Origin of the sequence: Tistrella mobilis (genome assembly GCF_039634785.1) — a bacterium.
In the GTDB taxonomy this organism is placed as follows: Bacteria; Pseudomonadota; Alphaproteobacteria; order Tistrellales; family Tistrellaceae; genus Tistrella; species Tistrella mobilis.
The window spans coordinates 46,848-69,328 of the sequence record NZ_JBBIAB010000021.1 but is presented as its reverse complement, the minus strand read 5'-3'; the positions used below and the strand labels follow the sequence as shown (position 1 = coordinate 69,328).

The 22,481-nt window shown below is 67.9% G+C and carries 22 protein-coding genes; 13 read left to right on the top strand and 9 right to left on the bottom strand.

The features are described 5' to 3' along the window. Positions 1-37 precede the first annotated feature (37 nt). The 5 genes from WI697_RS22550 to WI697_RS22530 form a co-directional block, all read right to left on the bottom strand. The gene (locus tag WI697_RS22550) at positions 38-874 is read right to left on the bottom strand and encodes a transglutaminase family protein (protein WP_345960004.1); all 837 of its coding nucleotides are present in this window, start codon (positions 872-874) and stop codon (positions 38-40) included. A 55-nt stretch (positions 875-929) separates the two neighbouring features. After that, complete coding sequence (locus tag WI697_RS22545) at positions 930-1,880, bottom strand: alpha-E domain-containing protein (protein ID WP_345960003.1); 951 nt, start codon at positions 1,878-1,880, stop codon at positions 930-932. Positions 1,881-1,964: 84 nt separating this feature from the next. Beyond that, positions 1,965-3,422, bottom strand: a complete 1,458-nt coding sequence (locus WI697_RS22540) for a circularly permuted type 2 ATP-grasp protein (protein WP_062761356.1) — start codon at positions 3,420-3,422, stop codon at positions 1,965-1,967. 307 nt (positions 3,423-3,729) lie between these two features. Continuing rightward, entirely contained in the window at positions 3,730-4,179 is a 450-nt protein-coding gene (locus WI697_RS22535; protein ID WP_345960002.1) for an ATP-binding protein, read from the bottom strand. Positions 4,180-4,247: 68 nt separating this feature from the next. After that, complete coding sequence (locus WI697_RS22530) at positions 4,248-4,583, bottom strand: STAS domain-containing protein (protein ID WP_014745045.1); 336 nt, start codon at positions 4,581-4,583, stop codon at positions 4,248-4,250. A gap of 249 nt (positions 4,584-4,832) precedes the next feature. On the opposite strand from WI697_RS22530, the gene WI697_RS22525 reads away from it, so the two are divergent. The 3 genes from WI697_RS22525 to WI697_RS22515 all read left to right on the top strand — a co-directional run bounded on the left by WI697_RS22525 (position 4,833) and on the right by WI697_RS22515 (position 8,695). Then, positions 4,833-6,485, top strand: a complete 1,653-nt coding sequence (locus WI697_RS22525) for a Na/Pi cotransporter family protein (protein ID WP_345960001.1) — start codon at positions 4,833-4,835, stop codon at positions 6,483-6,485. A gap of 150 nt (positions 6,486-6,635) precedes the next feature. Further along, on the top strand, positions 6,636-7,385 hold the full coding sequence (locus WI697_RS22520; RefSeq protein WP_345960000.1) for a TerC family protein: 750 nt from the start codon (positions 6,636-6,638) through the stop codon (positions 7,383-7,385). Further along, positions 7,382-8,695, top strand: a complete 1,314-nt coding sequence (locus WI697_RS22515; RefSeq protein ID WP_062761333.1) for a hemolysin family protein — start codon at positions 7,382-7,384, stop codon at positions 8,693-8,695. The genes WI697_RS22520 and WI697_RS22515 overlap by 4 nt, the downstream gene beginning before the upstream one ends. Positions 8,696-8,710: 15 nt before the next feature. On the opposite strand, the gene WI697_RS22510 is transcribed toward WI697_RS22515, so the two are convergent. After that, the gene (locus tag WI697_RS22510; RefSeq protein WP_345959999.1) at positions 8,711-9,058 is read right to left on the bottom strand and encodes a hypothetical protein; all 348 of its coding nucleotides are present in this window, start codon (positions 9,056-9,058) and stop codon (positions 8,711-8,713) included. Between the two features lie 372 nt (positions 9,059-9,430). Between WI697_RS22510 and WI697_RS22505 the strand changes: the two genes are divergently transcribed. The 10 genes from WI697_RS22505 to WI697_RS22460 all read left to right on the top strand — a co-directional run bounded on the left by WI697_RS22505 (position 9,431) and on the right by WI697_RS22460 (position 19,583). After that, positions 9,431-10,486: a Fe(3+) ABC transporter substrate-binding protein gene (locus tag WI697_RS22505; RefSeq protein WP_345959998.1), complete on the top strand. Its 1,056-nt coding sequence runs from the start codon at positions 9,431-9,433 to the stop codon at positions 10,484-10,486. 213 nt (positions 10,487-10,699) lie between these two features. After that, on the top strand, positions 10,700-12,427 hold the full coding sequence (locus WI697_RS22500) for an ABC transporter permease (RefSeq protein ID WP_345959997.1): 1,728 nt from the start codon (positions 10,700-10,702) through the stop codon (positions 12,425-12,427). Continuing rightward, entirely contained in the window at positions 12,427-13,488 is a 1,062-nt protein-coding gene (locus WI697_RS22495; RefSeq protein WP_345959996.1) for an ABC transporter ATP-binding protein, read from the top strand. The genes WI697_RS22500 and WI697_RS22495 overlap by 1 nt, the downstream gene beginning before the upstream one ends. 85 nt (positions 13,489-13,573) lie before the next feature. After that, positions 13,574-13,822, top strand: a complete 249-nt coding sequence (gene tatA / locus WI697_RS22490; RefSeq protein WP_014745053.1) for a twin-arginine translocase TatA/TatE family subunit — start codon at positions 13,574-13,576, stop codon at positions 13,820-13,822. A 56-nt stretch (positions 13,823-13,878) separates the two neighbouring features. After that, positions 13,879-14,385 (top strand): Sec-independent protein translocase protein TatB, encoded by a 507-nt coding sequence (gene tatB, locus WI697_RS22485; RefSeq protein ID WP_345959995.1) that lies wholly within the window; start codon positions 13,879-13,881, stop codon positions 14,383-14,385. 6 nt (positions 14,386-14,391) lie between these two features. Next, entirely contained in the window at positions 14,392-15,225 is an 834-nt protein-coding gene (gene tatC / locus WI697_RS22480) for a twin-arginine translocase subunit TatC (protein WP_062761328.1), read from the top strand. 99 nt (positions 15,226-15,324) lie between these two features. Further along, positions 15,325-16,614, top strand: coding sequence for a serine--tRNA ligase (gene serS / locus WI697_RS22475; RefSeq protein ID WP_345959994.1), 1,290 nt, complete (start codon positions 15,325-15,327; stop codon positions 16,612-16,614). Positions 16,615-16,763: 149 nt separating this feature from the next. Next, entirely contained in the window at positions 16,764-17,519 is a 756-nt protein-coding gene (gene surE, locus WI697_RS22470) for a 5'/3'-nucleotidase SurE (protein ID WP_062761326.1), read from the top strand. A 2-nt stretch (positions 17,520-17,521) separates the two neighbouring features. After that, the gene (locus WI697_RS22465; RefSeq protein WP_345959993.1) at positions 17,522-18,187 is read left to right on the top strand and encodes a protein-L-isoaspartate(D-aspartate) O-methyltransferase; all 666 of its coding nucleotides are present in this window, start codon (positions 17,522-17,524) and stop codon (positions 18,185-18,187) included. Positions 18,188-18,275: 88 nt separating this feature from the next. Next, on the top strand, positions 18,276-19,583 hold the full coding sequence (locus WI697_RS22460) for a peptidoglycan DD-metalloendopeptidase family protein (protein ID WP_345959992.1): 1,308 nt from the start codon (positions 18,276-18,278) through the stop codon (positions 19,581-19,583). A 38-nt stretch (positions 19,584-19,621) separates the two neighbouring features. Here WI697_RS22460 and fabF read toward each other — a convergent pair whose 3' ends face one another. The 3 genes from fabF to WI697_RS22445 form a co-directional block, all read right to left on the bottom strand. Next, positions 19,622-20,887, bottom strand: a complete 1,266-nt coding sequence (fabF, locus tag WI697_RS22455) for a beta-ketoacyl-ACP synthase II (protein ID WP_345959991.1) — start codon at positions 20,885-20,887, stop codon at positions 19,622-19,624. A gap of 11 nt (positions 20,888-20,898) precedes the next feature. Beyond that, complete coding sequence (locus tag WI697_RS22450; protein ID WP_345959990.1) at positions 20,899-21,492, bottom strand: TetR/AcrR family transcriptional regulator; 594 nt, start codon at positions 21,490-21,492, stop codon at positions 20,899-20,901. A gap of 87 nt (positions 21,493-21,579) precedes the next feature. After that, on the bottom strand, positions 21,580-22,473 hold the full coding sequence (locus tag WI697_RS22445; RefSeq protein WP_345959989.1) for an ATP-binding protein: 894 nt from the start codon (positions 22,471-22,473) through the stop codon (positions 21,580-21,582). Between the last annotated feature and the right edge of the window lie 8 nt (positions 22,474-22,481).

The following is a 22,481-nucleotide window of genomic DNA, read 5'->3' as shown; positions in this document are numbered from 1 at the left end:
AAGGGGCGGGCTGTCGGAACCCGGCTTCGTCCCGCCTTCATTGTTGGGCCTGTTCCGTAACGTGGACGCGGACGGCGAGGTGTTCCTCGTCGCCGGCGATACGGATGCCGCGCACGGGCGCTGCATCCAGATAGTCGAGACCGTGGGCGAGGCGGATATAGGATCCGGTCGGGCTGATGCCGTTGGACGGATCGAAGCCGACCCAGCCCAGCCCGTCCAGCCAGGCTTCCGCCCAGGCATGGCTGGCTTCGCTGCCCGGGTTTTCGGCATGGTCGTCGTCATTGGGCGAGAGATAGCCGCTGACATAGCGGGCGGGAATGCCCAGCTCCCGCACCAGAGTGATGAAGACGTGCGCATGGTCCTGGCACACGCCGCGTCCGTGGGCCAGCGCCTCGGCGGCGGTGGTGCGGGCATCGGTGGCACCCTTGACATAGGCCACGCGCCCCGCGGTCAGGCGCAGGACGGCATGCATGGCCGCCACCGCCCCTTCGGCCTCCAGCACCGGGCGGACCTGGTCGGCGATCGCCTTCAGCGCGTCATCGGCCGTGGTCAGCGGGGTTTCGCGCAGGAACACCTCGGGCGACAGCGTGTCGGGCAGGTCACCGCCGACGACCCCGGCGGTGTCGGTCGTCTCGACGATCCCGCGTACCGTCACCGCCAGCCGGTCGTGGTCGCGATCGAGGGTCAATTGATGGACGCGGTTGCCGAAACCGTCGGTGAGCGGCACCAGATGGGCAGTGGGCTCGACCTCGATCCGCCACGAGATCACACGCTGGGCCGCCAGGTCGGGCGGGGTAAGGCGCAGCGCCTGGATCGCATACCGGGCGGGCCGCCCATAGGTGTATATGGTCTGGTGCTCGACGGTCAGGCGCATGAATCCCTCGACGATATGGACGGGAGCGACGGGGTATACCCGCCGCAGATCCCGGTCAAGACAGATAGCAGCGCTGAATCTCGTCGCTGAGCCGCGCATTGCGCATGATGAAGTCTGTCAGGAACTCGTGCAAGCCGGCCTGAAAGATGTCCTCGGTCCGGCCATAGGTCAGCTGGGCGTGAAGCTGGCCGGCCTGACGGTGGCATTCGGCCCTGCGGCCATAGAGCTTGGCCAGGTAGTCCAGCTGGGTATCGACCTCTCCCACGCAGGCCACCAGCGATCGCGGCATCTCGGGCCGCAGGATCAGGAACTCGGCCACCAGCCAGGGCCGGACATTGGTCCGGTACAGCCAGTGGAACGAGCGATGCGCCGAGACCGCCCGCAGGATCGACATCCACTGGTATTCGTCCACCGCGCCGCCGACGGTCTCTTCCGGCGGCAGCAGGATGTTGTATTTCACGTCCAGAATCCGGGCGGTGTTGTCGCCGCGTTCGACATAGGTGCCAAGCCGCACGAAGGCATAGGCGTCGTCACGGATCATGGTGCCGTAGGCGCTGCCCCGGAACAGGGTGACGCGTTCCTTGATCCAGTCCAGGAAGTTGCGCAGCTCCGTGCCGGTGATGGCGGACGGGTCGAGGCGGTTCATCTCCATCCAGGTGCTGTTGATGCTCTCCCACATTTCAGAGGTGAGGGCGGTGCGCACCGAACGGGCATTGCGGCGGGCGTTTTCGATACAGCTGCGGATGCTCGACGGGTTGTCGCGATCGAAGGCGATGTAGTCCACCACCCGGCGCTGATCGACGGCCTCCTCGCCATGGCGGGCCACGAAGCCGCCGGCGACACCGGCGCTGATCAGGGCCGACTTCCACTCGTCATAGCCGCCCTCAGCGGCGGATGAGGGCAGCAGGGCCATGCGATGGGCGGCTTCGATGATACGGGCGAGATTTTCCGCCCGCTCCATATTGCGGGAGAGCCAGTAGATATTGTCGGCGGTACGGCTGAGCATCGAGGGGGTTCCCCGGGAAGATCGGTCGAGAGGGCCGCCGGAACGGCCCTGCGGCAGGGCTGACGGCGGGCGCCGGGCGGCGCCTCAGCGGGCGAGCACCCAGGTGTCCTTGGTGCCGCCGCCCTGGCTGGAATTCACCACCAGAGAGCCCTTCTTCAGCGCCACGCGGGTCAGCCCGCCCGGCACCAGCGAAACGCCGTTGGCGCCGACCAGCAGGAAGGGCCTCAGGTCGACATGGCGCGGGGCCACCCCTTCCTCGACCAGGGTCGGGCAGGTCGACAGGGCCAGGGTCGGCTGGGCGATGAAGTCTTCCGGGTTCGCCTTGATCCGCTCGGCATAGGCCGCCTGTTCGGCGCGGGTCGATTTCGGGCCGACGAGCATGCCGTAGCCGCCCGACCCGCGGACCTCCTTCACCACCAGTTCGTCCAGATGTTCCAGCACATAGCGGCAGTCGTCGTTCCGGCCGCACCAGCGGGTCGGCACGTTGTTGAGCAGCGGCTCCTCGCCCAGATAGAAGCGGATCATATCCGGCACGAAAGTGTAGATCATCTTGTCGTCGGCGATGCCGGTGCCCACGGCATTGGCAAGCGTCACATTGCCTGCACGATAGGCGTCGATCAGCCCGGGCACGCCCAGCTGGCTGTCGGGCCGGAAGACCAGCGGGTCCAGGAACGCGTCGTCGATGCGGCGGTAGATGATGTCGACCCGCTTCGGCCCCTCGGTCGTCCGCATGAAGACCTTGTTTTCCGAGACGAAGAGGTCGGGGCCCTCGACCAGTTCGACACCCATCTGGTCGGCCAGGAAGGTGTGCTCGTAATAGGCACTGTTGTAGATGCCGGGCGTCAGGAGAACCACCGTCGGCTGGCCGGCGGCCATGTTCGGCGGCGCCACCGAGCAGAGCGTGTCGCGCAGGCTGGACGGGTAGTGGTCGACCGGGCGGACCTGATGCGCCGACAGCAGATCGGGGAAGAGCCGCATCATCACATCGCGGTTCTCCAGCATGTACGACACGCCCGAGGGCGTGCGGACATTGTCTTCCAGCACGAAGAAATCGTTCTCGTCGGTCCGCACCAGATCGATGCCGGCAATGTGGGTATAGACATTGCCGGGCACCTTGAGCCCCTGCATCTGCGGCAGATAGCCCACATTGCGCAGCACCAGATCCGGCGGAACGATGCCGGCTTTCAGGATATCCTGGCCATGATAGATGTCGGTCAGGAAGGCGTTGAGCGCCCGGACGCGCTGGGCCAGGCCGCGGGACAGGGTGGACCATTCCTCGCCCGTCACGATCCGCGGCACCAGGTCGAAGGGCAGGATGCGCTCCGGGTCGCCACCTTCGCCGTAGACCGCGAAGGTGATGCCGATCCGCCGGAACAGCACCTCGGCCTCGCGGCGCTTCAGTTGCAGGCGGTCATGCGGTGTCTGTGTCAACCAGGCTCTGATTTCCGCATAGGCAGCTCTGACGTCCTCCGGTGACCTGACTTCGTCCGGTGTGCAGGCTTCTTCGGGCGCATCGGTCCCCGCCGTCGCCCAGCCGTTCATCTCGTCGAAGATCCGGATGTCAGTCGTATTGCTCAAGAGAGCATCCTCCGCCGTGTTGACGTTCGACGGCATGACCAGCAAATGCCGTGCCATCGATCTGCGGCCGGATCTTCCCCGGAAACCGGCCGCTCCCCACCTGAATCCTGCCCATCTTTTCGGCAGAGAACAACAGTGCTGCGCAGCGCAGTGGCGTCGAAAGGGGAGCGGCCTGCGGAAACCGGGGCGGGAGCGGGCGGAAAACGAAGGCCGAAACCAAAACGGGCCCGGCGATGCCGGGCCCGATATGCGATGATCCGGTCGTGGACGATCAGTCGTCGGCCATGCCGGCCGGGATCTGCTTGCGGAGCGTCACCACATTGCGGCCGTCGATGCGGGCATAGTCCACCTGATCCATCATGCTGCGGACCAGATGCACGCCCAGGCCGCCGATCGGGCGGTCTTCGATATTGCCCTCGAGCACCGGCGGCGGGGCCTCGGCGAAGGGGTCGAAGGCGGGGCCGTCATCGACGATCACGACGGTGACCGAGGCGCCGTCGCCTTCTCCGGCGGCAAGCCGCACCGTGATCGGCAGGCCGGTGGCGCCATCGGGAAAGCCATAGCTGATCACATTGGTGATCAGTTCGTCAGCCGCGAGCGAGATCTGGTACGAAACCGCCGGCGGCAGCGCATGCGCGTCGCAGAAGGTCTCGATCGCATCCGCAAGCCGGGTCAGTTCGCTCAGATCGGCCGCAAGGGCCAGTTCGGTCACTGCGGTCATGGCGCGGTTCCCTGATCCGGGGCGCGTGTGGCGCGGCCGGGCCCGCCGGCCGCGCGAGGGGTGAGCGATCAGGCGAAAGCCGCGATCGCCTCGTCCCGGCCCGGCAGGATCTGGAAGATCGCGCTGAAGCCGCTGATGTCGAAGACCTCGCGGATCTCGGGCCGCATGCCCGACAACACGACCTTGCCGCCGCTCGCCTTGGACCGCTTGGCCGCGATCAGCAGCACCCTGAGGCCGGCACTGCTGATATAGTCCAGCCCGGCAAGATCCACCGCCAACCGGCCCGCGGAGGAGTCCAGCGCCGCCAGAACCTCGGCTTCGAAGGCCGGACAACTGGTGCCGTCCAGCCGGCCCTTCGGGCTGAGGACGACGACCGTTCCGATGGACTGACGCTCGATCTGCATCTTCGCTCCCGTCAACTTGAGCCCGGGCCCGCCGGTAGCCGTCAAGAACACTGACGCGCGGCCCCTGGAACCGTTCCGGATTCCATATCAGGTGGCAGCTCTTTGCCCAAGGGATTTTGTCCGGTCCCGACAGTATATGACAGTTGAATGACGTTGCGGGGTGAGGATTGCGGCAGGTGTGGCGGTGCGGCACACTCCGCAGCCTGCGGGGCCGGTGGTCCGGTCCCGATCTTCTGCGGCTCAGGTGGAATGCTGCTCGACGTTACCACGGCCCTGGCCGGGCTGGGCCTGTTCTTCCTCGGTGCCCGCACGCTGGGCGACGCCCTGAAACGCCTGGCGGGCCGCCGGGTCCGTGTGGCGGTGGCCCGCAGCACCGACGGCCCGCTGAAGGCGGCCGGCATGGGGCTGGTGATGGCGGCCGTCACCCAGTCCACCCAGGTCGCCACCTTCATCCTGGCGGGCATGATCCGTGCGGCGCTGATCCGGGCCGAACGGGCGATGATGGTCATGACCGGCGTCAATGTCGGGGTCTGCGGCCTGCTGTTCGTGGCGACCTTCGATGTCCGGATCGTGGTCTATGCCGTCATCGGCCTGTCGGGCATCGCGATGACCCGCGCCCGCTTCGCGCCCTGGCGGGACCAGTTCTCGGCCCTGTTCGGCGCCGGGCTGCTGCTGTTCGGGCTGGGCTTGCTCCGTCAGGGCACGGTGCCGATCGCCGGGCTGGAGATCGTGACCGGCACCATGGCGGCGATCAGCGGCCACGACACCCTGGTCTTCCTGGCGGCCGCCCTGCTGATCCTGGCGGTGCAGTCGTCGTCGGCCGTGGGCATGATCGGCATCTCGCTGGCCGGTGCCGGCCTGTTCGGGCCCGAACAGGCGATCGCGCTCGCCTTCGGTGCCAATTTCGGCACGGCGCTCAACATGGCGCTGCTGACCCGCAGCATGACCGGCCGCGCCCGCCAGCTCGCCATGTTCCAGGTGCTGGTCAACCTTGTCGGCACGGCGGTGACGCTGCCGCTGCTGCTGGCGGAAAGCGCGGGGCTGATCGGCTTCGGTCCGATCGGCGCCATCGCGGCGCTGACCGGTGACGCGGGGCGCAGCGTCGCCTGGGCCTTTCTGCTGTTCAATCTGATCGGGGCCGGGCTGTCGGGCCTGCTGCTGCCCTGGATCGCGCCGGTTCTGGCACGGTCCTGGCCGGTGACGCGGGTGGAGGCGGATGCCCAGCCGGCGTTTCTGGAAGACGGCATGCTGCGTGACCCGGCCGGTGCACTCGATCTGGCCATTCTGGAGCAGCGCCGGCTGGTCGCCCATCTGGCGCATCTGTCGGCGATTGCGGCCGATCCGGGGGATCCGGCGGCCGGCAGGGTGGCGATGGCCCAGCGGGTCGACGGGCTGTTGACCCTGCATGGGCGGATCGCCGAGGTGCTGCGGGATCTCGGCGCCGCCGACATCCCGGCTGCCGCCTATGAGCGGCTGGCCCGCGCGGTGGCCAATCATCAGCGTCTCGACGGGGTGATCCACACCTTCGCCGAGCTGGCCGGCACGCTCATCGACCGGCTGACCGATCCGGGGGTGATGGGGCGGGTCTCGCGCGGCATGCTGGATGGCATCGATGCCGTGGTGATGACGCTGGCCGAGGTGGCGCAGAGTGCCGATGCGGACGAGCGGATGCTGCTGCGGGCGATGACCGGCGATCGCGCCGAGACCATGGGGCGCATCCGCAGCAGCTATCTGGCGGCGGAAGAGGCGCTGGCGCCGGCCGATCGCGGGCGCCTGCTCCTGGCAACCAATCTCTGCGAGCGGTTGTTCTGGATGCTGGGCAGCCTGGTGGAAGGGCTGGAGGCCGAGTTCGAGGCCGGGAGTGAGGATGGGGTGGCGCTGCCATTGCCCGAGGCGGCCTGAACGGGCCGGGACCTCCCGGCAGCTGTGTCTTCGGTGCCATGTCGTCGAAAATCGTCACCCCCCGGTGGATTGTCGGCATCGCCGTCAGGGCTCCGACGGTTATGCTGACCGCAACGGCATGTTCTTGTTTCAGGAAGGCGCACGGGCTCCATGCTCGATCTGCTCACCGATCCGCAGGTCATTCTCAGCTTCCTCACCCTCGCGGTGCTGGAGATCGTCCTCGGTATCGACAACCTTCTCTTCGTCCAGATCATCGCCGGACGGGTGGCCCCTGAACGGCGGGACACCGCCCGGCGGGTGGGGCTGGCGCTGGCCCTCGTCACCCGGCTGATCCTGCTGGCGGCCATCTCGTGGGTGGCCGGCCTGACTGCACCGCTGGTGGACGTCTGGGGCTTCGCCCTGTCCTGGCGGGATGTGATCCTGATCGCCGGCGGCCTGTTCCTGCTCGCCAAGGCCACGACCGAGATCCACCACACGGTGGACGGCGATGAAGAGCACGGGGCAGGGGAACCGAAGATCCATCTCAGCCTCGCCGCTGCCGTGGTACAGATTGCCCTGCTCGACATCGTGTTTTCGCTCGACAGCGTGATCACGGCGGTCGGCATGGCGCAGCATCTGCCGGTCATGGTGGCCGCGGTGATCGCGGCCATGATCGTGATGATCGTGGCCGCCGCCCCGGTCGGCCGTTTCGTGGAGCGGCATCAGTCTGTGAAAATGCTTTGCCTGTCCTTCCTGCTTCTGGTGGGCGTGGCCTTGATCGCAGACGGGCTGCATTTCCATATACCGAAGGGCTATCTCTACTTCGCCATCGCCTTCTCGGCGCTGGTCGAAGGTCTCAACATCCTGGCCAAGAGCCGCCGGCGCCGCCGCCGGGCCATGAGCAACGTCGCACCGTCGTGATCTTCGAAATACTGATCGTCTTCGCGCTGATCCTGCTGAATGCGGTTTTCGCGATGTCGGAAATGGCCCTGGTCTCCGCCCGCCGCCCGCGGCTGATGGAGCGGGCCTCGGCCGGTGACCGGTCGGCAGCCGCCGCATTGCGGCTCGCCGACGACCCGACCCGGTTCCTGTCCACCGTGCAGATCGGCATCACCCTCGTGGGCGTGCTGGCCGGTGCCTATTCCGGCGCCACCCTCGCCGGGCCGCTGGCCGATATGCTGGCGACCATTCCGGGCTTCGAGCCCCATGCGCGGCCGGTGGCCGTGGGCCTTGTCGTCGCCGGCGTCACCTATGTGTCTCTGGTGGTGGGAGAATTGATCCCGAAGCGGCTGGCGCTTGCCCATGCCACGACGATCGCCATGGCGGTGGCGCGGCCGATGTCGGTGCTGGCGGTGATCGCCACCCCGGCGATCTGGCTGCTGCGTGTGTCGACCGAAGGCGGATTGAAGCTGCTCAGGGTCAACACCGCCTCGGCCGAAGCGGTCACCGAGGACGAGATCCGGGCCATGGTTCGCGAAGGGGCGGACAGTGGTGCCATCGATCGTGCCGAACAGAACCTGATCGACAGCGTTTTTGCCCTCGACGACCGGCCGGTGCGCACCGTGATGACCCCGCGCCACGACGTCATCTGGCTGGATGCCGACCGGCCTTTCGGCGAACAGCTGGACCGGATCTCGGGCAGCGCGCGCTCTCGCTATCCGGTTGCCCGCGGCAGCCTGGACGAGCCGGTAGGCATCGTCGCCACGCGCGACATCCTGGATGTCGTGCTGGCCGGCGGCACCCCCGATATGGCGACGCTTGCCCGGCCGGTGCTGGTGGTGCATGAAGCGGTGCCGCTGTTGAAAATGATCGCCATGCTCCGCGATGAACGTGAGCCGATGGCCCTGGTGGTCGATGAATATGGCGGTGTCGAGGGCGTCGTCACCGCCACCGACATCCTGTCGGCGATCGCGGGTGAGACCGCGCTGGGTTGGGATGATGACCGGCCTGCGGCGGTTGCGCGGCCCGAGGGCGGCTGGCTTGCCGATGGCCGGATGGCGATCGGCGAGGTGGAGCGCCTGCTCGACCGTCAGGACCTTCACGGCGAAGGAGACTACGCGACCCTCGCCGGTTTCCTGCTCTGGCATATGGAGCGGGTGCCGGTGGCCGGCGACGTCTTCGACTGGCAGGACATCCGCTTCGAAGTCGTCGACATGGATGGCCGCCGGATCGACAAGGTTCTGATCCGGCTGCGGCCTGTGGATGATGTGCTGCCGGGCGAGGGGATCTGAGCCGCAGGTGCCGGCTTAGCGCAGCACACCGCCGCGGAGATCGGGGGCCAGACGCCGGATGCCGGCATCGGCCTCCGCCATCGCGCGTTCCCCCTGATTGCCGTCGCAGGCGCGGTTGGCGCGATCCAGATGCTGACGCGCCGCGATGTAATCGGCGACGCGACGATCCCGCCGCGGCGGATCGGCCACCAGCTTCGCCAGGGTCTGCACGGCCGATCGACATGAAGATCGTGTGGCGTCCTGGGCGCGGGCCTCGCCCGAAGGGAGTGCGACCGCAAACATGCCTGCCATGAGACCGGCCAGGAAGATGCTGTGCAGACGGATCCGCCCGAGGCGGGCGGTACGAAGGCAGCGGATGGTCATCGCGAAGGCGCCTCGTCGATCAGGCGGGAGCACTTGCGCCGGGCAGGAGCGTAGATCGCGTCCCGATCAGGTGGGGAAAGGACATACATGTTGCACTGTGCGCTTCTGTACACCAGAAGGCCGTGGAACGATCCTTTCGCGTCGCAGTATCTCCATGCAGGGCTGTGCTGTAAACGGCGAACTCCACGAAATCCGACGGCCGATATCGCAGGGCGGCGAATCGCCGCGTATCGCAAATCAGTCTCACCCGCGCTTGAAGCGACGCTTCCGGAATGATAGGCAAGAGCTGATAGGAATTCGCAATCGCACGTCGCCGGCGCCTTGGGCCCGGCGGCCCGGATTCCGCCTGCCCCGCTTATCGACGAGACTGCCATGACCGACATGTTTCGCCGTCCCGCCCGTCATCGCCTGTTCGGCAGCATCGGCGGCGCTGCCGCGGCCCTTGCCCTGCTGGTCGCCGGCCCGGCGGCGTCCGCTGCAGAGGTCAACCTCTACTCGGCGCGCCAGGAACAGCTGATCCGCCCGATCCTCGACACCTTCACCGCCGAAACCGGCATCAAGGTGAACCTGCTCTCCGACAGCGGTGAAAAGCTGCTGGCGCGCATCCAGGCCGAGGGGGAGAACAGCCCCGCCGACATTCTGCTGACCGTCGACGTGGCGCGGCTGGAGCAGGCGAAGGAAGCAGGCATCTTCCAGCCCGTCTCGTCCAAGGTGCTGGAAGAGGCGGTGCCGGCGCATCTGCGTGACAGCGACAATGCCTGGTTCGGCCTGTCGAAGCGCGCGCGTGTGGTCGTCTACGCCAAGGATCGGGTGAAGCCCGAAGAGCTGTCGACCTACGAACAGCTCGCCGACCCGGTGTGGAAGGGGCGTCTCGCCATCCGCTCGTCGAGCAACACCTACAACCAGTCGCTGACCGCGGCCATGATCGTGGCCAACGGGCCCGAGAAGACCGAGGAATGGGCGAAGGGGCTGGTGGAGAATTTTGCCCGCAAGCCGCAGGGCGGCGACCGCGACCAGATTGGTGCGGTCGCCTCGGGCGAGGCCGATATCGCGGTGGTCAACACCTACTATCTGGGCGGCATGCTCGCCGGCAAGGACGAGGCCCAGAAGGCGGCTGCCGAGAAGGTGGCCGTGTTCTTCCCCAATCAGGACGGCCGCGGCACCCACGTCAACGTTTCGGGCGCCGGTGTGGTCAAGACCGCACCCAATCGTGAGGCGGCGGTCAAGCTGCTGGAATTCCTGGTCTCGGAAGAGGCTCAGAAGTTCTACGCCGAAGTGAACCAGGAGTTCCCGGTGCGGCCCGGCGTGCCGTCCTCGGCGATCATCCAGTCCTGGGGGCCGTTCAAGGAAGACACCGTGGCGATCACCCGCCTGGGTGAGCTGAACCGTCAGGCCGTGGAGATCATGGACCGCGCCGGCTGGCGCTGATCCACCAGGCAGCAACGTTCCGGAAAGGGGGCCGTGGCGGCAGTGTCGCGGCCCCCTTTCATCGTTTCAGGCCGGCAATACTTGATCCATCGCCGGGTGACGTGTACCCATCTTCGATCCCGGGGCTGCGGATGTGTCGCAGTCACGATCGCGACATGCCCCACAGGCAGGACGCCTGGCACCCACGGCAGCTGACGGAGGCGTATCCGCCCCATGGCCACCATCTATGCAGGCAAACCGGAGGACGAGCCGCCCGCGGCCGGCCGCGCCGCTGTAGCACCGGTCCTGCAGGCCCGTCGCGGCGGGCGGGGCGGGTTGGCCTGGCCGCTTGCGGCGATGCTGCTGGCGGCGCTGGTGGCGGTACCGGTTGTGGTGGTGCTGAGCGCAGGGCTCACCCCCGATCTCGCCGTCTGGTCCCATCTGATCGACACCGTGCTTGGCCGGTATCTGGTCAATACTCTCTGGCTGGCGCTCGGGGTGGGTGCCGGTACGCTGACGCTGGGTGTGGGCACGGCCTGGCTGGTGACCATGTGCCGCTTTCCCGGGCGGCGGAGTTTCGAATGGGCGCTGCTGCTGCCGATGGCGGTGCCGGCCTATGTTATCGCCTATACCTATTCCGGCCTGCTCGACTATTCCGGGCCGGTGCAGGAGACGTTGCGTCTCCTGATCGGCGCCACCAGCCGCCGCGACTACTGGTTTCCGCAGATCCGCAGCCTGGGTGGCGCCATCGTGGTGATGACGCTGGTGCTCTACCCTTACGTCTATCTGCTCGCCCGGGCGGCCTTTCTTGAACAGTCGATGTGCGTGCTGGAGATCGGCCGCACGCTTGGCAATGGCCCCTGGTCCTGCTTCCGGCGTATCGCCCTGCCGCTGGCCCGTCCCGCGATCGTTACCGGCGTCAGCCTGGCGCTGATGGAGGTGCTGGCGGATTTCGGCACGGTCGATTATTTCGCCGTCGATACCTTCACCACCGGCATCTACCGCACCTGGTTCGGCCTGGGGGAGCGGGCCGCCGCGGCGCAGTTGGCTGCGGTGCTGCTTTCGGTGGTGCTGATCCTGGTGCTGCTGGAGCGGGCGAGCCGCGGCGAACGGCGCTTCCACCACACCTCGCGCCGCTATCGGCCGCTGCCGGGCTGGCAGCTCCGCGGCCTGCGCAAGGCGGGGGCCGTCGCGGCCTGCGCCCTGCCGATCCTGTGCGGTTTTCTGATCCCGGCCGCGGCGCTCGGCTGGTGGGCGCTGACCTCGCGGCTCGATTCCGGCAGCGGCTTTCCGCGCCTTGTGGTCACCAGCCTGCTGCTGGCGACCGCAGCGGCGGTGATGGCGGTGGCGGCGGCCCTGGTCGTCGCCTATGCCCGCAGGCTGGCCCCCGGTCGTGCCTCGGCATTGGCGGCGCGGGTGGCGGCCATGGGTTATGCCGTGCCGGGGGCGGTGATCGCGGTCGGGATCGTGGTCCCCCTGGCGGCGGCTGACGGGGTGATCATCGACCTCGCCCGTGCCCTTGGTCTCGGCAATCCGGGCCTGGTTCTGACCGGCACGCTCGTCGGCCTGCTTTACGCCTATATGGTCCGCTTCCTGGCGGTGTCGCTGAACACGGTGGAGGCGAGCCTCGGCAAGGTGACGGCGTCGATGGATGATGCCGCGCGGGTCTTCGGCCTGGGACCCGGGGCGACGCTGGTCCGGGTTCATGCGCCGCTGGTTTCGGGCGGCCTGCTGACCGCGGCGCTGCTGGTTTTCGTCGATGTGCTGAAAGAACTGCCGGCGACCCTGATCCTCCGGCCCTTCGGCATCGGCACGCTGGCCATGCGCACCTATGAACTGGCCGGCGATGAACGCCTCGCCGATGCCTCTCTGCCCGCTCTCACCATCGTCGCCGCCGGCATCCTGCCGGTGATCCTGTTGTCCCGGGCGATCGCCCGGTCCCGTCCCGGTGCCCGGAATTGATGAACCCGTCCTCCACCACGCCTTCGCGACTGATCCTAGACGACATCGTCCATGCCTATGACGGGCGGGTGGCGGTCGACCATGTCTCGGTCGGTATTGCGGCGGGCGAAATCCTGTGCCTGCTGGGCCCGTCGGGCTGCGGCAAGACCACCTGTCTGCGGCTTGCGGCGGGGCTTGAAGACGTGCAGCACGGCCGGGTGATCATCGATGGCCGGACAGTGGCCGAGCCGGGCCGTGCGGTGAAGCCCGAAGCCCGGGGGGTGGGGCTGGTCTTCCAGGATTACGCCCTGTTTCCACACCTGACCGTGCGCGACAATGTCGGCTTCGGCCTGAGACAGGCCGGTGCCGCCGAACGCCGCCGGCGGAGCGAGGCCCTGCTCGATCTGGTCGGGCTCGGCGGTCGGGGAGGGGACTACCCCCATATGATGTCGGGTGGCGAACAGCAGCGCGTGGCCCTGGCCCGGGCGCTGGCGCCCGAGCCGCAGGTGATGCTGCTGGACGAACCGTTCTCGGGGCTCGACATCGCGCTGCGCGACCGGCTGTGCGCCGATACCCTGGCGGTGCTGCGCGAGGTGGGCGCCGCCGCCCTGATGGTGACCCATGATCCGGATGAAGCCCTGCGCATGGGCGATCGGATCGCGGTGATGAATGGCGGTCGGATCGTACAGGCGGGACATGCCACGGAACTTTATCAGGCGCCGGCAACACCGTTCGTTGCCAGACTTTTCGGCGAACTGAACGCCATCAGCCTGCGGGTTGCGGGCGGCCGGGTCTCAACGCCGCTCGGTCCGTTGCCGGCGCCGGGCATCGCCGACGGTACCACGGTGACGGTGATGATCCGGCCCGAGGCGTTGATCGAGGATGCGGCCGGGGTGATCGAGGCCGAGGTCGTCGAGGTCCGGGCGCTCGGGCCGGTGACGGCGCTGGGGATACGGGTTGCGGGCTGGCCCGGCCGGTTGGGGCTGCGGCTCGGCGGTGTGCCGCGCCATGGCCGGGGCGATCGTCTCAGGCTGGCTCTCGACCTGGGCCAGACTTTCGTATTCGCGGCGGATGGGCGCTGACGGCTGCATTGCACAGCCCCCGTGCTTCTGCCATCATGCGCCGCACGATTAGGCAGTCCGGGGGACTGCGGAGGAGGGGTACCCGATGAGCATCGGTATTTGGCAGATCGTCCTGATCCTGGTTCTGGTCCTGATCCTGTTCGGGGCAGGCAAGCTGCCGCGGGTGATGGGCGACGTGGCCAAGGGCATCAAGAGCTTCAAGGCCGGCATGAAGGACGAGGAGACCGAGAACAACAGCTCGTCGTCTCAGGATCCGAAAGTGCTGAACAAGCCGCAGGATGCGCGCATGGCGGACGAGGTCCGTCGTGATGAGGTCAGCGGCCCGAAGGCCTGATCCGGTGACGCATTCGAGGAGCGGACGCAGGCTGCTGCGTCCGTCTGCGTGACTCCATGTTCGACATCGGCTGGGCGGAACTCGCCCTGGTGTTCGTCGTCGCCCTGATCGTGATCGGCCCGAAGGACCTGCCCGTCGCTTTGCGTGCGGCCGGCGTCTGGATGGGACGGCTGAGGCGGATGGCGCGCGAATTCCAGTCGAGCGTTGACGAGGTTCTGCGCGAATCCGAACTCAAGGAGCTGCGCGACCGGGCCGAGAAGGCGTCGCGCTTCGACATGGGCGAGGCGACCCGCAGGGCGATCGATCCCGATGGCGCGCTGGAGCGGGCGACATCTCCGGTTCGTCTGGATGATGACGCCCCGGCCGCGAAGCCCGCGGCTGCGGATGCGACGACGCCTGCCGCGGCCCCGGCTGCCGCCCATCCGGCTCCTGCATCTCCGGCGCCCGCATCTTCGGCTCCCGCACCTGCGGCACCGACGGATGCCACGCCCGCCGCACCGGTCGGACCGAAGCCGGCCGCGCCGGATGCGGTACCCGACGATGCCACCACCCCGAAGGCCTGACGCTTCATGGCGACCCATGACGATGACGACGAGGTCGAGAACTCCAAAGCGCCGCTGCTCGAGCATCTGATCGAGCTTCGCAACCGGCTGATCTATTCGGTCGTGGCGCTGCTGATCGCCTTCGGCGTCTGCTACATGTTCGCCGAGGACATCTTCGGCTTCCTGGTCGAGCCCCTCGCCAAGGTGCTCGGCCACGACAAGCGCCTGATCTACACCGGCCTGACCGAGGCGTTCTTCACCTATGTGAAGGTCTCGTTCTATGCCGCGCTGTTCATCTCGTTTCCGATCATCGCCTCCCAGCTCTACATGTTCGTGGCGCCGGGGCTCTACCGGAACGAGCGCAAGGCGTTCATGCCCTTCCTGATCGCCACGCCGTTCCTGTTCGTGCTCGGTGCGGCGCTCGCCTATTACTTCGTCTTTCCGCTCGCCTGGGGCTTCTTCGCCGGCTTCCAGACCACCGGCAGCGAAACCAATATGGCGATCGAGCTCGAGGCGAAGGTCGATCAGTATCTGTCGCTGGTGCTGGCGCTGATCTTCGCCTTCGGTCTGGCCTTCCAGCTGCCGGTGGCCTTGAGCCTGCTGGTGCGTGCCGGGCTGGTGAGCGCCGAAGCCCTGGCCAAGAAGCGCCGGTTTGCGATCGTCATCGTCTTCCTGGCCGCGGCGGTGATGACCCCGCCGGATCTGATCAGCCAGTGCTCTCTGGCCGTGCCGCTGCTGGTCCTCTATGAAATTTCGATCTTCATCGCGCGGCGGATCGAGAGGGCGCGGGCAGAGCGGGAGAAGGCCGAGGAGGCGGAACTCGCCGCGACGCTCGCCGACAAGGACGACAGCGGCGCTTGACCCGAAGGGATCGGGGCCGTTAGATGGGCGCGCTTCGGCCAGATGGCCGGCGCGCCCTTCGTCGTTTCCGGAACCATCGTTCATTCAGCGAGCGAACCAATGCACGACATACGCCTTCTGCGCGATGCGCCCGACGCCTTCGACGCCGCCCTTGCTCGTCGTGGCCTCGATGCGTCGTCGGAGCGTCTCGTGGCGCTCGATGAACGGCGCCGCGCCCTGATCCGAGAGCTGCAGGAATTGCAGACCCGGCGCAATGTCGCCTCGAAGGAAATCGGCCAGATCAAGCGCACCGGCGGCGATGCCGCGGCCCTGGTCGCCGAGGTTCAGGCGATCAAGGAACGAATGCCCGAGCTGGAGGCCGAAGAGGCGGCGCTTGGCCGCGAACTCGACGATGCGCTCTCCAGCCTGCCCAACCATCTGGATGCGGACGTGCCCGACGGGCCGGACGAGACCGCGAATGTCGAGCTGCGCCGCTGGGGCACGCCCCGCGCCTTCGATTTCGCGCCGCGCGCCCATTATGAACTGGGCGAGATGATGGCTGCCGGCCCGGTGCTGAACGCGATGGATTTCGAGCGGGCGGCCAGGCTTTCGGGCGCGCGCTTCGTGGTTCTGGCCGGCCAGATGGCACGGCTGGAGCGGGCGCTTGCGCAGTTCATGCTGGACCTGCACACCGGCACGCATGGCTTCATCGAGGTTCAGCCGCCGCTTCTGGTCGGCACCGATGCCCTCTACGGCACCGGCCAGCTGCCCAAATTCGCCGAGGACCTGTTCCGCACCACCGATGACCGCTGGCTGATCCCCACTTCCGAGGTGCCGCTGACCAATCTGGTGGCCGGCGAGATCCTGGACGAGGCGGCCCTGCCGCTGCGGCTGACCGCGCTGACCCCCTGTTTCCGATCGGAAGCCGGCTCCGCCGGTCGTGATACCCGCGGCATGCTCCGTCAGCATCAGTTCTCGAAGGTGGAGATGGTGTCCATCACCACCGCCGAAGCTTCGCGCGACGAACAGGAGTACATGACGGCCTGCGCCGAGAAGGTTCTCCAACTGCTGGAATTGCCCTATCGGGTGGTGGTGCTGTGTTCGGGCGATACGGGCTTTGCCGCAGCGCGCACCCACGACATCGAAGTCTGGGTGCCGGCGCAGAACACCTATCGCGAAATCTCCAGCGTCTCGAACACCCGCGATTTCCAGGCGCGGCGGATGAAGGCCCGCTGCCGCAAGGCCGGCGAGCGCGAGACCCGCTTCGTTCACACGCTCAACGGCTCGGGTGTGGCGGTCGGTCGCGCATTGATTGCGCTGGTCGAGAACCATCAGCAGGCGGATGGCAGCATCCGCATCCCGGAGGCGCTGCGCCCCTATCTGGGCGGTGCCGAGATCGTCGGCGCCTGATCCGTTCGCCTGTCCCCTGCAGGCGACACGCATCACATCATACCGGAATACCGGAAACGAGTGCCGCCGATTGCATCGGCGGCACTTCCCATGAAAGCCAAGAACGGGTATCCAAGCCCGGCTTTCCCGATCCTCAAGGAGTTCGGCACGTGCGCATCCTGATCAGCAACGACGACGGCATCAACGCCCCCGGGATCGCGATCCTGGAGCAGATCGCGCGCGAGCTGTCCGACGACGTCTGGGTCGTCGCACCCGAGACCGATCAGAGCGGCGTGTCGCATTCGCTGACCATCCATAACCCGCTCCGCGTGCGCAAGATCGCGGACAGGCGCTATGGCGTCAGCGGCACCCCCACCGATTGCGTGCTGATCGCCACCCGCCGGCTGATGCACGAGACCGCGCCGGATCTGGTGCTCTCGGGTGTCAATCGGGGCGCCAATCTGGCCGAGGATGTGCACTATTCCGGCACCATCGCCGCCGCCAAGGAAGCCACGCTGCTGGGCCTGCAGGCGATCGCGATGAGCCAGGTTTTCGTCGATCCGCAGGATGTGCCGTGGCGCACGGCTCGTGCTCATGGCCCCGCGCTGGTCGAGAAGCTGATCGCCACCAAATGGCCCAGGGGCGTGCTGGTCAACGTCAACTACCCGCCGGTCGAGCCCGAGGCGGTGACCGGGGTGAAGGTCGTCTCCCAGGGACAGCGCGTTCTGGGGGAAATGATCGTCGAAGGCCGCGACCCGCGTGGCGTGCCCTATTACTGGATCGGCGGCCTGCGCCGCGACGGTCACGAGACCGAAGGCACCGATCTGTCGGTGATCCGCAAGGGCGCCATCTCGGTTACTCCGCTGCATATCGACCTGACCGCCCGCGACTATATGGGCGCGCTCGAGGACGTGCTGGGAGCCTGACGATGGAGACGCTCGCCGAAGCGAAGATCAAGCTGTTGATGCAGCTGCGTTCGGCGGGCATCACCGACACGCGGGTGCTGAAGGCCATCGAGACGGTGCCGCGCGAGATCTTCGTGCCGACACCTCTGGTGCCCAAGGCCTATGCCAATCGCGCCCTGCCCATCGGGCAGGGCCAGACCATCAGCCAGCCCGAGGTGGTGGCGCTGATGACCCAGGCCCTGGAGCTGGGCGACCGGCACAAGGTGCTGGAGATCGGCACGGGATCTGGCTACCAGACCGCTATCCTGTCGCGGCTGGCCCGCCGGGTCTATACGGTCGAGCGTCATCGCAGCCTGGCGCGGGAGGCACAGGCCCGCTTCGGCGAGCTGGCGATGCATAATGTCGTCAACCGGATCGGCGACGGCATGCGGGGCTGGCCGGAACAGGCGCCCTTCGACCGGATCATCGTCACTGCCGCTTCGGACGAAGTGCCCGAAGACCTGCTCGATCAGCTGGCGATCGGCGGGCTGATGGTGATGCCGGTCGGCGCCCATGGCCGCGAACAGCGCCTGATGAAGCTGATCCGCAACGAAGATGGCGTCGACGACGTCGAGATTGCCCGCGTCCGTTTCGTGCCGCTGATGCCCGGCGTGCCGCGCGAAGATGATCCGGGCTCGCCGGCGGGTTGAGACGCGCTGGCGGCTTGTGCCGGATCACGCTTCCGTTGCCGCAGTGCGACATGCGGCTTAGACTGGGCGCGCCATGAACGGGGCCGCCATGATCAGACCCAGCCTGTCCTTTCGCCATGCCGCCGCAGCGGCGCTCGTGCTTCTTGTTGCCGCCTGTGCCGGGCGCGACGAGCCGGCGCCGGTCGATTTTCGCGGTGCCCAGCCTGCGGGGATCGCGCTTCCCGCCGGGGCGAGCGAGATCGTCGTGGAGCGGGGCGATACGCTGTATGCCATTGCCCGGCGCAACAATGTGCCGTTGCGGGCGCTGATCGAAGCGAATCATCTGCAACCGCCCTATACCATCTATCCCGGCAACCGGCTGGTGCTGCCGGCGAACCGCATCCATACCGTACGCCAGAACGAGACGCTCTACGGCATTTCGCGGGCCTATGGTGTGGAGATGACGGCGCTTGCCCAGGCAAACGGATTGCAGCCGCCCTATCCCGTGGTGCCGGGCCAGCGCCTGGTCGTGCCTGAAGGGCAGGGGCCGGGGACCCGGGCCGCGGCGGCGGCCGTGGCTGCGGCGGGGCCGGAAGGCCGGCCGCCTTCGACCCGGATCGAGGGGGCAGAGACGATTTCGGTGTCGCCCGCGGTCGGCGGCACGGCCGTCGCATCCGCGGGAACCGCTGCCACCGGCGGCACTGGCATCTCGTCCGCTCCCCTGCCGCCGCCCGGAACCGAGACCACATCCGCCGCATCGACGACGGTGGCACCCGTCACGACGACGGCGCCGGCTTCGGCCGGCGAGCCCGCGACCGGTGGCGCGCCGGTGACGCTTGCCCCACCTGCGGAAGACGCCACGCCGCCCCCCGCGGCACCTGCAGAACCGGCGCCGCAGCCGGCTCCGGCACCGGTGGAACCGCCAAAGGCGGAACCGGCACCTGTGGCCACGCCTGAGCCGGCCCAGCCGGCGGCTGAACCGGCGCCTGCGCCGGTGAAGGCCAAGCCCGTGGACACCGGCGATCTGGGGCCGGCGCCGAAACGCTTCGTCTGGCCGGTCAACGGCCGGGTCGTTTCGGGCTATGGCGACAAGGCCGGCGGTCTGCACAATGACGGCGTCAACATCCAGGCACCGCGCGGCACGCCGATCCGCGCGGCCGCCGATGGCGTGGTGGTCTATGCCGGCAGCGACCTGAAGGGCTTCGGCAATATGCTGCTGATCCGCCATGGCGGCAACTGGCTGACTGCCTATGCCCATGCCCAGGCGGTGCTGGTGGATCGCGGCCAGCGGGTGAAGCAGGGCGAGGTGATCGCCCGGGTCGGCTCCAGCGGCAATGTCGATCAGCCGCAGCTGCATTTCGAGCTGCGCCGGGGCCGCGAAGCCGTTGATCCCGAACGTTATCTGCCCCGGCGATGAGCCGGGGCAGGCTGGGGTGTCGATGATGGGGCCGGCTGTCAGCGATAGCGGCTGAAGATCACCGAGGCGTTGACGCCACCGAAGCCGAAGCCGTTTGACAGCACATGATCGACGGAGCGGTGCCGGGCCTCGGGCCCGATCAGGTCCAGCCTTGCCGCCGCAGGGTCGGGATCGGTGAGGTTCAGCGTCGGCGGCAGAATGCCGTCGCGCAGCGCCAGCACCGAGAACATCGCCTCGATCGCACCGGCGGCACCGAGCAGATGGCCGGTGGCCGATTTGGTTGACGAGATCGACACGCCGGCGCCCTCGCCGAACACCGCCCGGATTGCCGCCAGTTCGCCGGCGTCGCCGACCGGTGTCGAGGTCGCGTGTGCGTTCAGATAGCCGATCTCTTTCGGATCGAGACGGGCAGAGGCGAGTGCGGCCCGCATCGCCCGCTGGGCGCCTTCACCGTCTTCCGGGGCCGCGGTCATGTGATGAGCATCGGCGCTGGTGCCATAGCCGGTAAGTTCGGCGATCGGAACCGCGCCGCGAGCCAGGGCATGATCCAGTGCCTCGATGACCAGCATGGCAGCACCTTCACCCATCACGAAACCGTCGCGCGCCGCATCGAAGGGCCGGGAGGCTTCGGCCGGGCGATCGTTGAAGCCGGTCGAGAGGGCGCGGGCAGCTGCAAAGCCACCAAGGCTGACCCGGTCGATGCTGCCTTCGGCGCCGCCGGCCAGGGCAATATCCGCCTCGCCGGACTGGATCAGTCGGGCGGCATCGCCGATCGCCTGGACACTGGCGGCGCAGGCGGTCACCGGCGCGCCGAGCGGGCCACGCAGCCCGAAGCGGATCGAAACCTGACCGGCCGCCATGTTGGGCAGGAAGGACGGAACGGTGAAGGGAGAAAGCCGCCGCGGACCCTTGCCGTCGGTGGTGCGCACGGCCTCTGCCATGGCGGGCAGGCCGCCGACGCCGGTGCCGATGATGGTGGCGGTGCGATCGCGTTCCGCCTGTGACGCCTCCAGCCAGCCGGCCTGGCCCAGTGCCTCTTCGGCGGCGGCCAGGGCGAGCAGGATGAAGCGGTCCATCTTCTTGTGGTCTTTGGGCGGCACCGTGCGGGCGGGATCGAAACCGCCCTCGGCATCCTCGGCTGCATCCGGCACCACGCCGGCGATCTTCGCCGGCAGATCCTGGACCATGGTCTCGGGCAGGGCGCGAATGCCCGAGCGCCCCTCGATCAGGCGCCGCCAGACCGTGGGCGCGCCCTGACCGAGCGGCGAGACCACGCCGATACCGGTGACGACGATGCGTCTCATGGGGGTGTCCTTCATCTTGACCCTGAGGACAGCAGCGTCCTGAGGTCGTTGAGGGCTGCGGCGATCCCATCGGTCATCGGCGCGGGATCGCCGGCGAGAAAGGCGAGAACGGCGCTGCCGGCCCAGCGTGCGGTGAAATCGCGGGCAGCGATGTCCGCCCTGTCTGCGTCGATACCGCCCGCCGTCAGTTCGGCGGCCACGCTGGTGCGCAACAGGGTTGCTGCCCGGATGCATGTCTCGCGGGCGGCGCGCTCCGCCTCGCCGCCATTGGCCAGGTCGCGGGCCAGCCGCTGGATCGGGCAGCCATGGCGTGCGGCGAGGGGTGCACCGGCGGCCAGCCCGGTTGCGATGATCGTCAGCCGCTCTTCCGGAGACCGGCCCTCGGCCGCCCGGGCCAGAATCTCCTCCGCCCGGTTTAGTTGCGCATCGGCCGCCACCGTCGCAAGGGCTGCCTTGGTCGGGAAATGATAGAACACGGCACCGGCCGGCACGCCGGCCCGGGCGGCGATGTCCCGCAGGCTGACGGCATCATATCCCCGTTCATGGAAGAGATCAGCCGCCGCTCGCGCCAGACGCTCACGGCGGTCTCGGGCAGGGAGGCGCATGCCGGTGGTTCGTCCAGTTTTAGTTAGTCAACTGACTTAACAGGACCATCAAAAGCGGGCCGCGTCAAGCGCGGCCCTTCGGGTGGTTCAGCCCTTGCGGGTTTCCAGCTGACGGCCCAGCCGGCCGGCCAGATCCTGGATATACTGCCAGGCCACACGGCCCGACCGGCCGCCGCGCGTCTGGGCCCAGGCGACGGCCTCCCGCTCCACATCGACATCCCCGGCGCCCAGGCCATAGGCGGCGACATAGCCGTGCACCATCGCCAGATAGGTCTTCTGATCGCAGGCATGGAAGCCGAGCCAGAGGCCGAAACGGTCGGAGAGCGAGACCTTTTCTTCGATCGCTTCCGACGGGTTGATCGCCGTCGAGCGCTCGTTGTCGATCATGTCGCGCGGCATCAGATGGCGGCGGTTGGAGGTGGCGTAGAACAGCACCTCGTCGGGCCGGCCTTCGATGCCGCCGTCGAGCACGGCCTTCAGCGACTTGTAGTCGGTATCGTCGTGATCGAAAGACAGATCGTCGCAGAACAGCAGCGCGCGGGTATCGCCCCCGCGCAGAACCGCCAGCAGGTCGGGCAGCTGCGAAATGTCTTCGCGGTGGATTTCGATCAGCTTGATCGGCCGGTGGTCGGCCGGCGTCTCGGCCACGATCTTAGCGTGCACCGCCTTGACCAGCGAGCTTTTGCCCATGCCGCGCGCACCCCAGAGCAGGGCATTGTTGGCCGGCAGGCCGGCGGCGAAACGCCGGGTGTTCTCGAGCAGCTGATCGCGGGCGAGGTTCACGCCTTCAAGCAGGCCGATATCGACCCGCGAGACCCGGGGGACCGGCTGCAGGCTGCGATTGGTCGAGACCCAGACGAAGGCGTCGGCGGCATCCAGATCGATCGCGGCGGCCGGCGGCGGGGCCATGCGCTCCAGTGCCGAGGCGATGCGGTCGAGCACCGACAGAAGGTCGGGGGAAGCAGAGGCGGTATCGGTCATCGGGGCAG

Coding starts and splice junctions, on each gene's coding strand:
- WI697_RS22520 (WP_345960000.1), top strand. CDS start 6,636: ATGCTCGATCTGCTCACCGATCCGCAGGTCATTCTCAGCTTCCTCACC.
- WI697_RS22550 (WP_345960004.1), bottom strand. CDS start 874: ATGCGCCTGACCGTCGAGCACCAGACCATATACACCTATGGGCGGCCC.
- WI697_RS22495 (WP_345959996.1), top strand. CDS start 12,427: ATGAACCCGTCCTCCACCACGCCTTCGCGACTGATCCTAGACGACATC.
- WI697_RS22500 (WP_345959997.1), top strand. CDS start 10,700: ATGGCCACCATCTATGCAGGCAAACCGGAGGACGAGCCGCCCGCGGCC.
- WI697_RS22545 (WP_345960003.1), bottom strand. CDS start 1,880: ATGCTCAGCCGTACCGCCGACAATATCTACTGGCTCTCCCGCAATATG.
- WI697_RS22460 (WP_345959992.1), top strand. CDS start 18,276: ATGATCAGACCCAGCCTGTCCTTTCGCCATGCCGCCGCAGCGGCGCTC.
- WI697_RS22445 (WP_345959989.1), bottom strand. CDS start 22,473: ATGACCGATACCGCCTCTGCTTCCCCCGACCTTCTGTCGGTGCTCGAC.
- WI697_RS22465 (WP_345959993.1), top strand. CDS start 17,522: ATGGAGACGCTCGCCGAAGCGAAGATCAAGCTGTTGATGCAGCTGCGT.
- WI697_RS22525 (WP_345960001.1), top strand. CDS start 4,833: ATGCTGCTCGACGTTACCACGGCCCTGGCCGGGCTGGGCCTGTTCTTC.
- serS (WP_345959994.1), top strand. CDS start 15,325: ATGCACGACATACGCCTTCTGCGCGATGCGCCCGACGCCTTCGACGCC.
- fabF (WP_345959991.1), bottom strand. CDS start 20,887: ATGAGACGCATCGTCGTCACCGGTATCGGCGTGGTCTCGCCGCTCGGT.
- WI697_RS22505 (WP_345959998.1), top strand. CDS start 9,431: ATGACCGACATGTTTCGCCGTCCCGCCCGTCATCGCCTGTTCGGCAGC.
- tatA (WP_014745053.1), top strand. CDS start 13,574: ATGAGCATCGGTATTTGGCAGATCGTCCTGATCCTGGTTCTGGTCCTG.
- WI697_RS22540 (WP_062761356.1), bottom strand. CDS start 3,422: ATGAACGGCTGGGCGACGGCGGGGACCGATGCGCCCGAAGAAGCCTGC.
- WI697_RS22530 (WP_014745045.1), bottom strand. CDS start 4,583: ATGCAGATCGAGCGTCAGTCCATCGGAACGGTCGTCGTCCTCAGCCCG.
- tatC (WP_062761328.1), top strand. CDS start 14,392: ATGGCGACCCATGACGATGACGACGAGGTCGAGAACTCCAAAGCGCCG.
- WI697_RS22450 (WP_345959990.1), bottom strand. CDS start 21,492: ATGCGCCTCCCTGCCCGAGACCGCCGTGAGCGTCTGGCGCGAGCGGCG.
- tatB (WP_345959995.1), top strand. CDS start 13,879: ATGTTCGACATCGGCTGGGCGGAACTCGCCCTGGTGTTCGTCGTCGCC.
- WI697_RS22510 (WP_345959999.1), bottom strand. CDS start 9,058: ATGACCATCCGCTGCCTTCGTACCGCCCGCCTCGGGCGGATCCGTCTG.
- WI697_RS22535 (WP_345960002.1), bottom strand. CDS start 4,179: ATGACCGCAGTGACCGAACTGGCCCTTGCGGCCGATCTGAGCGAACTG.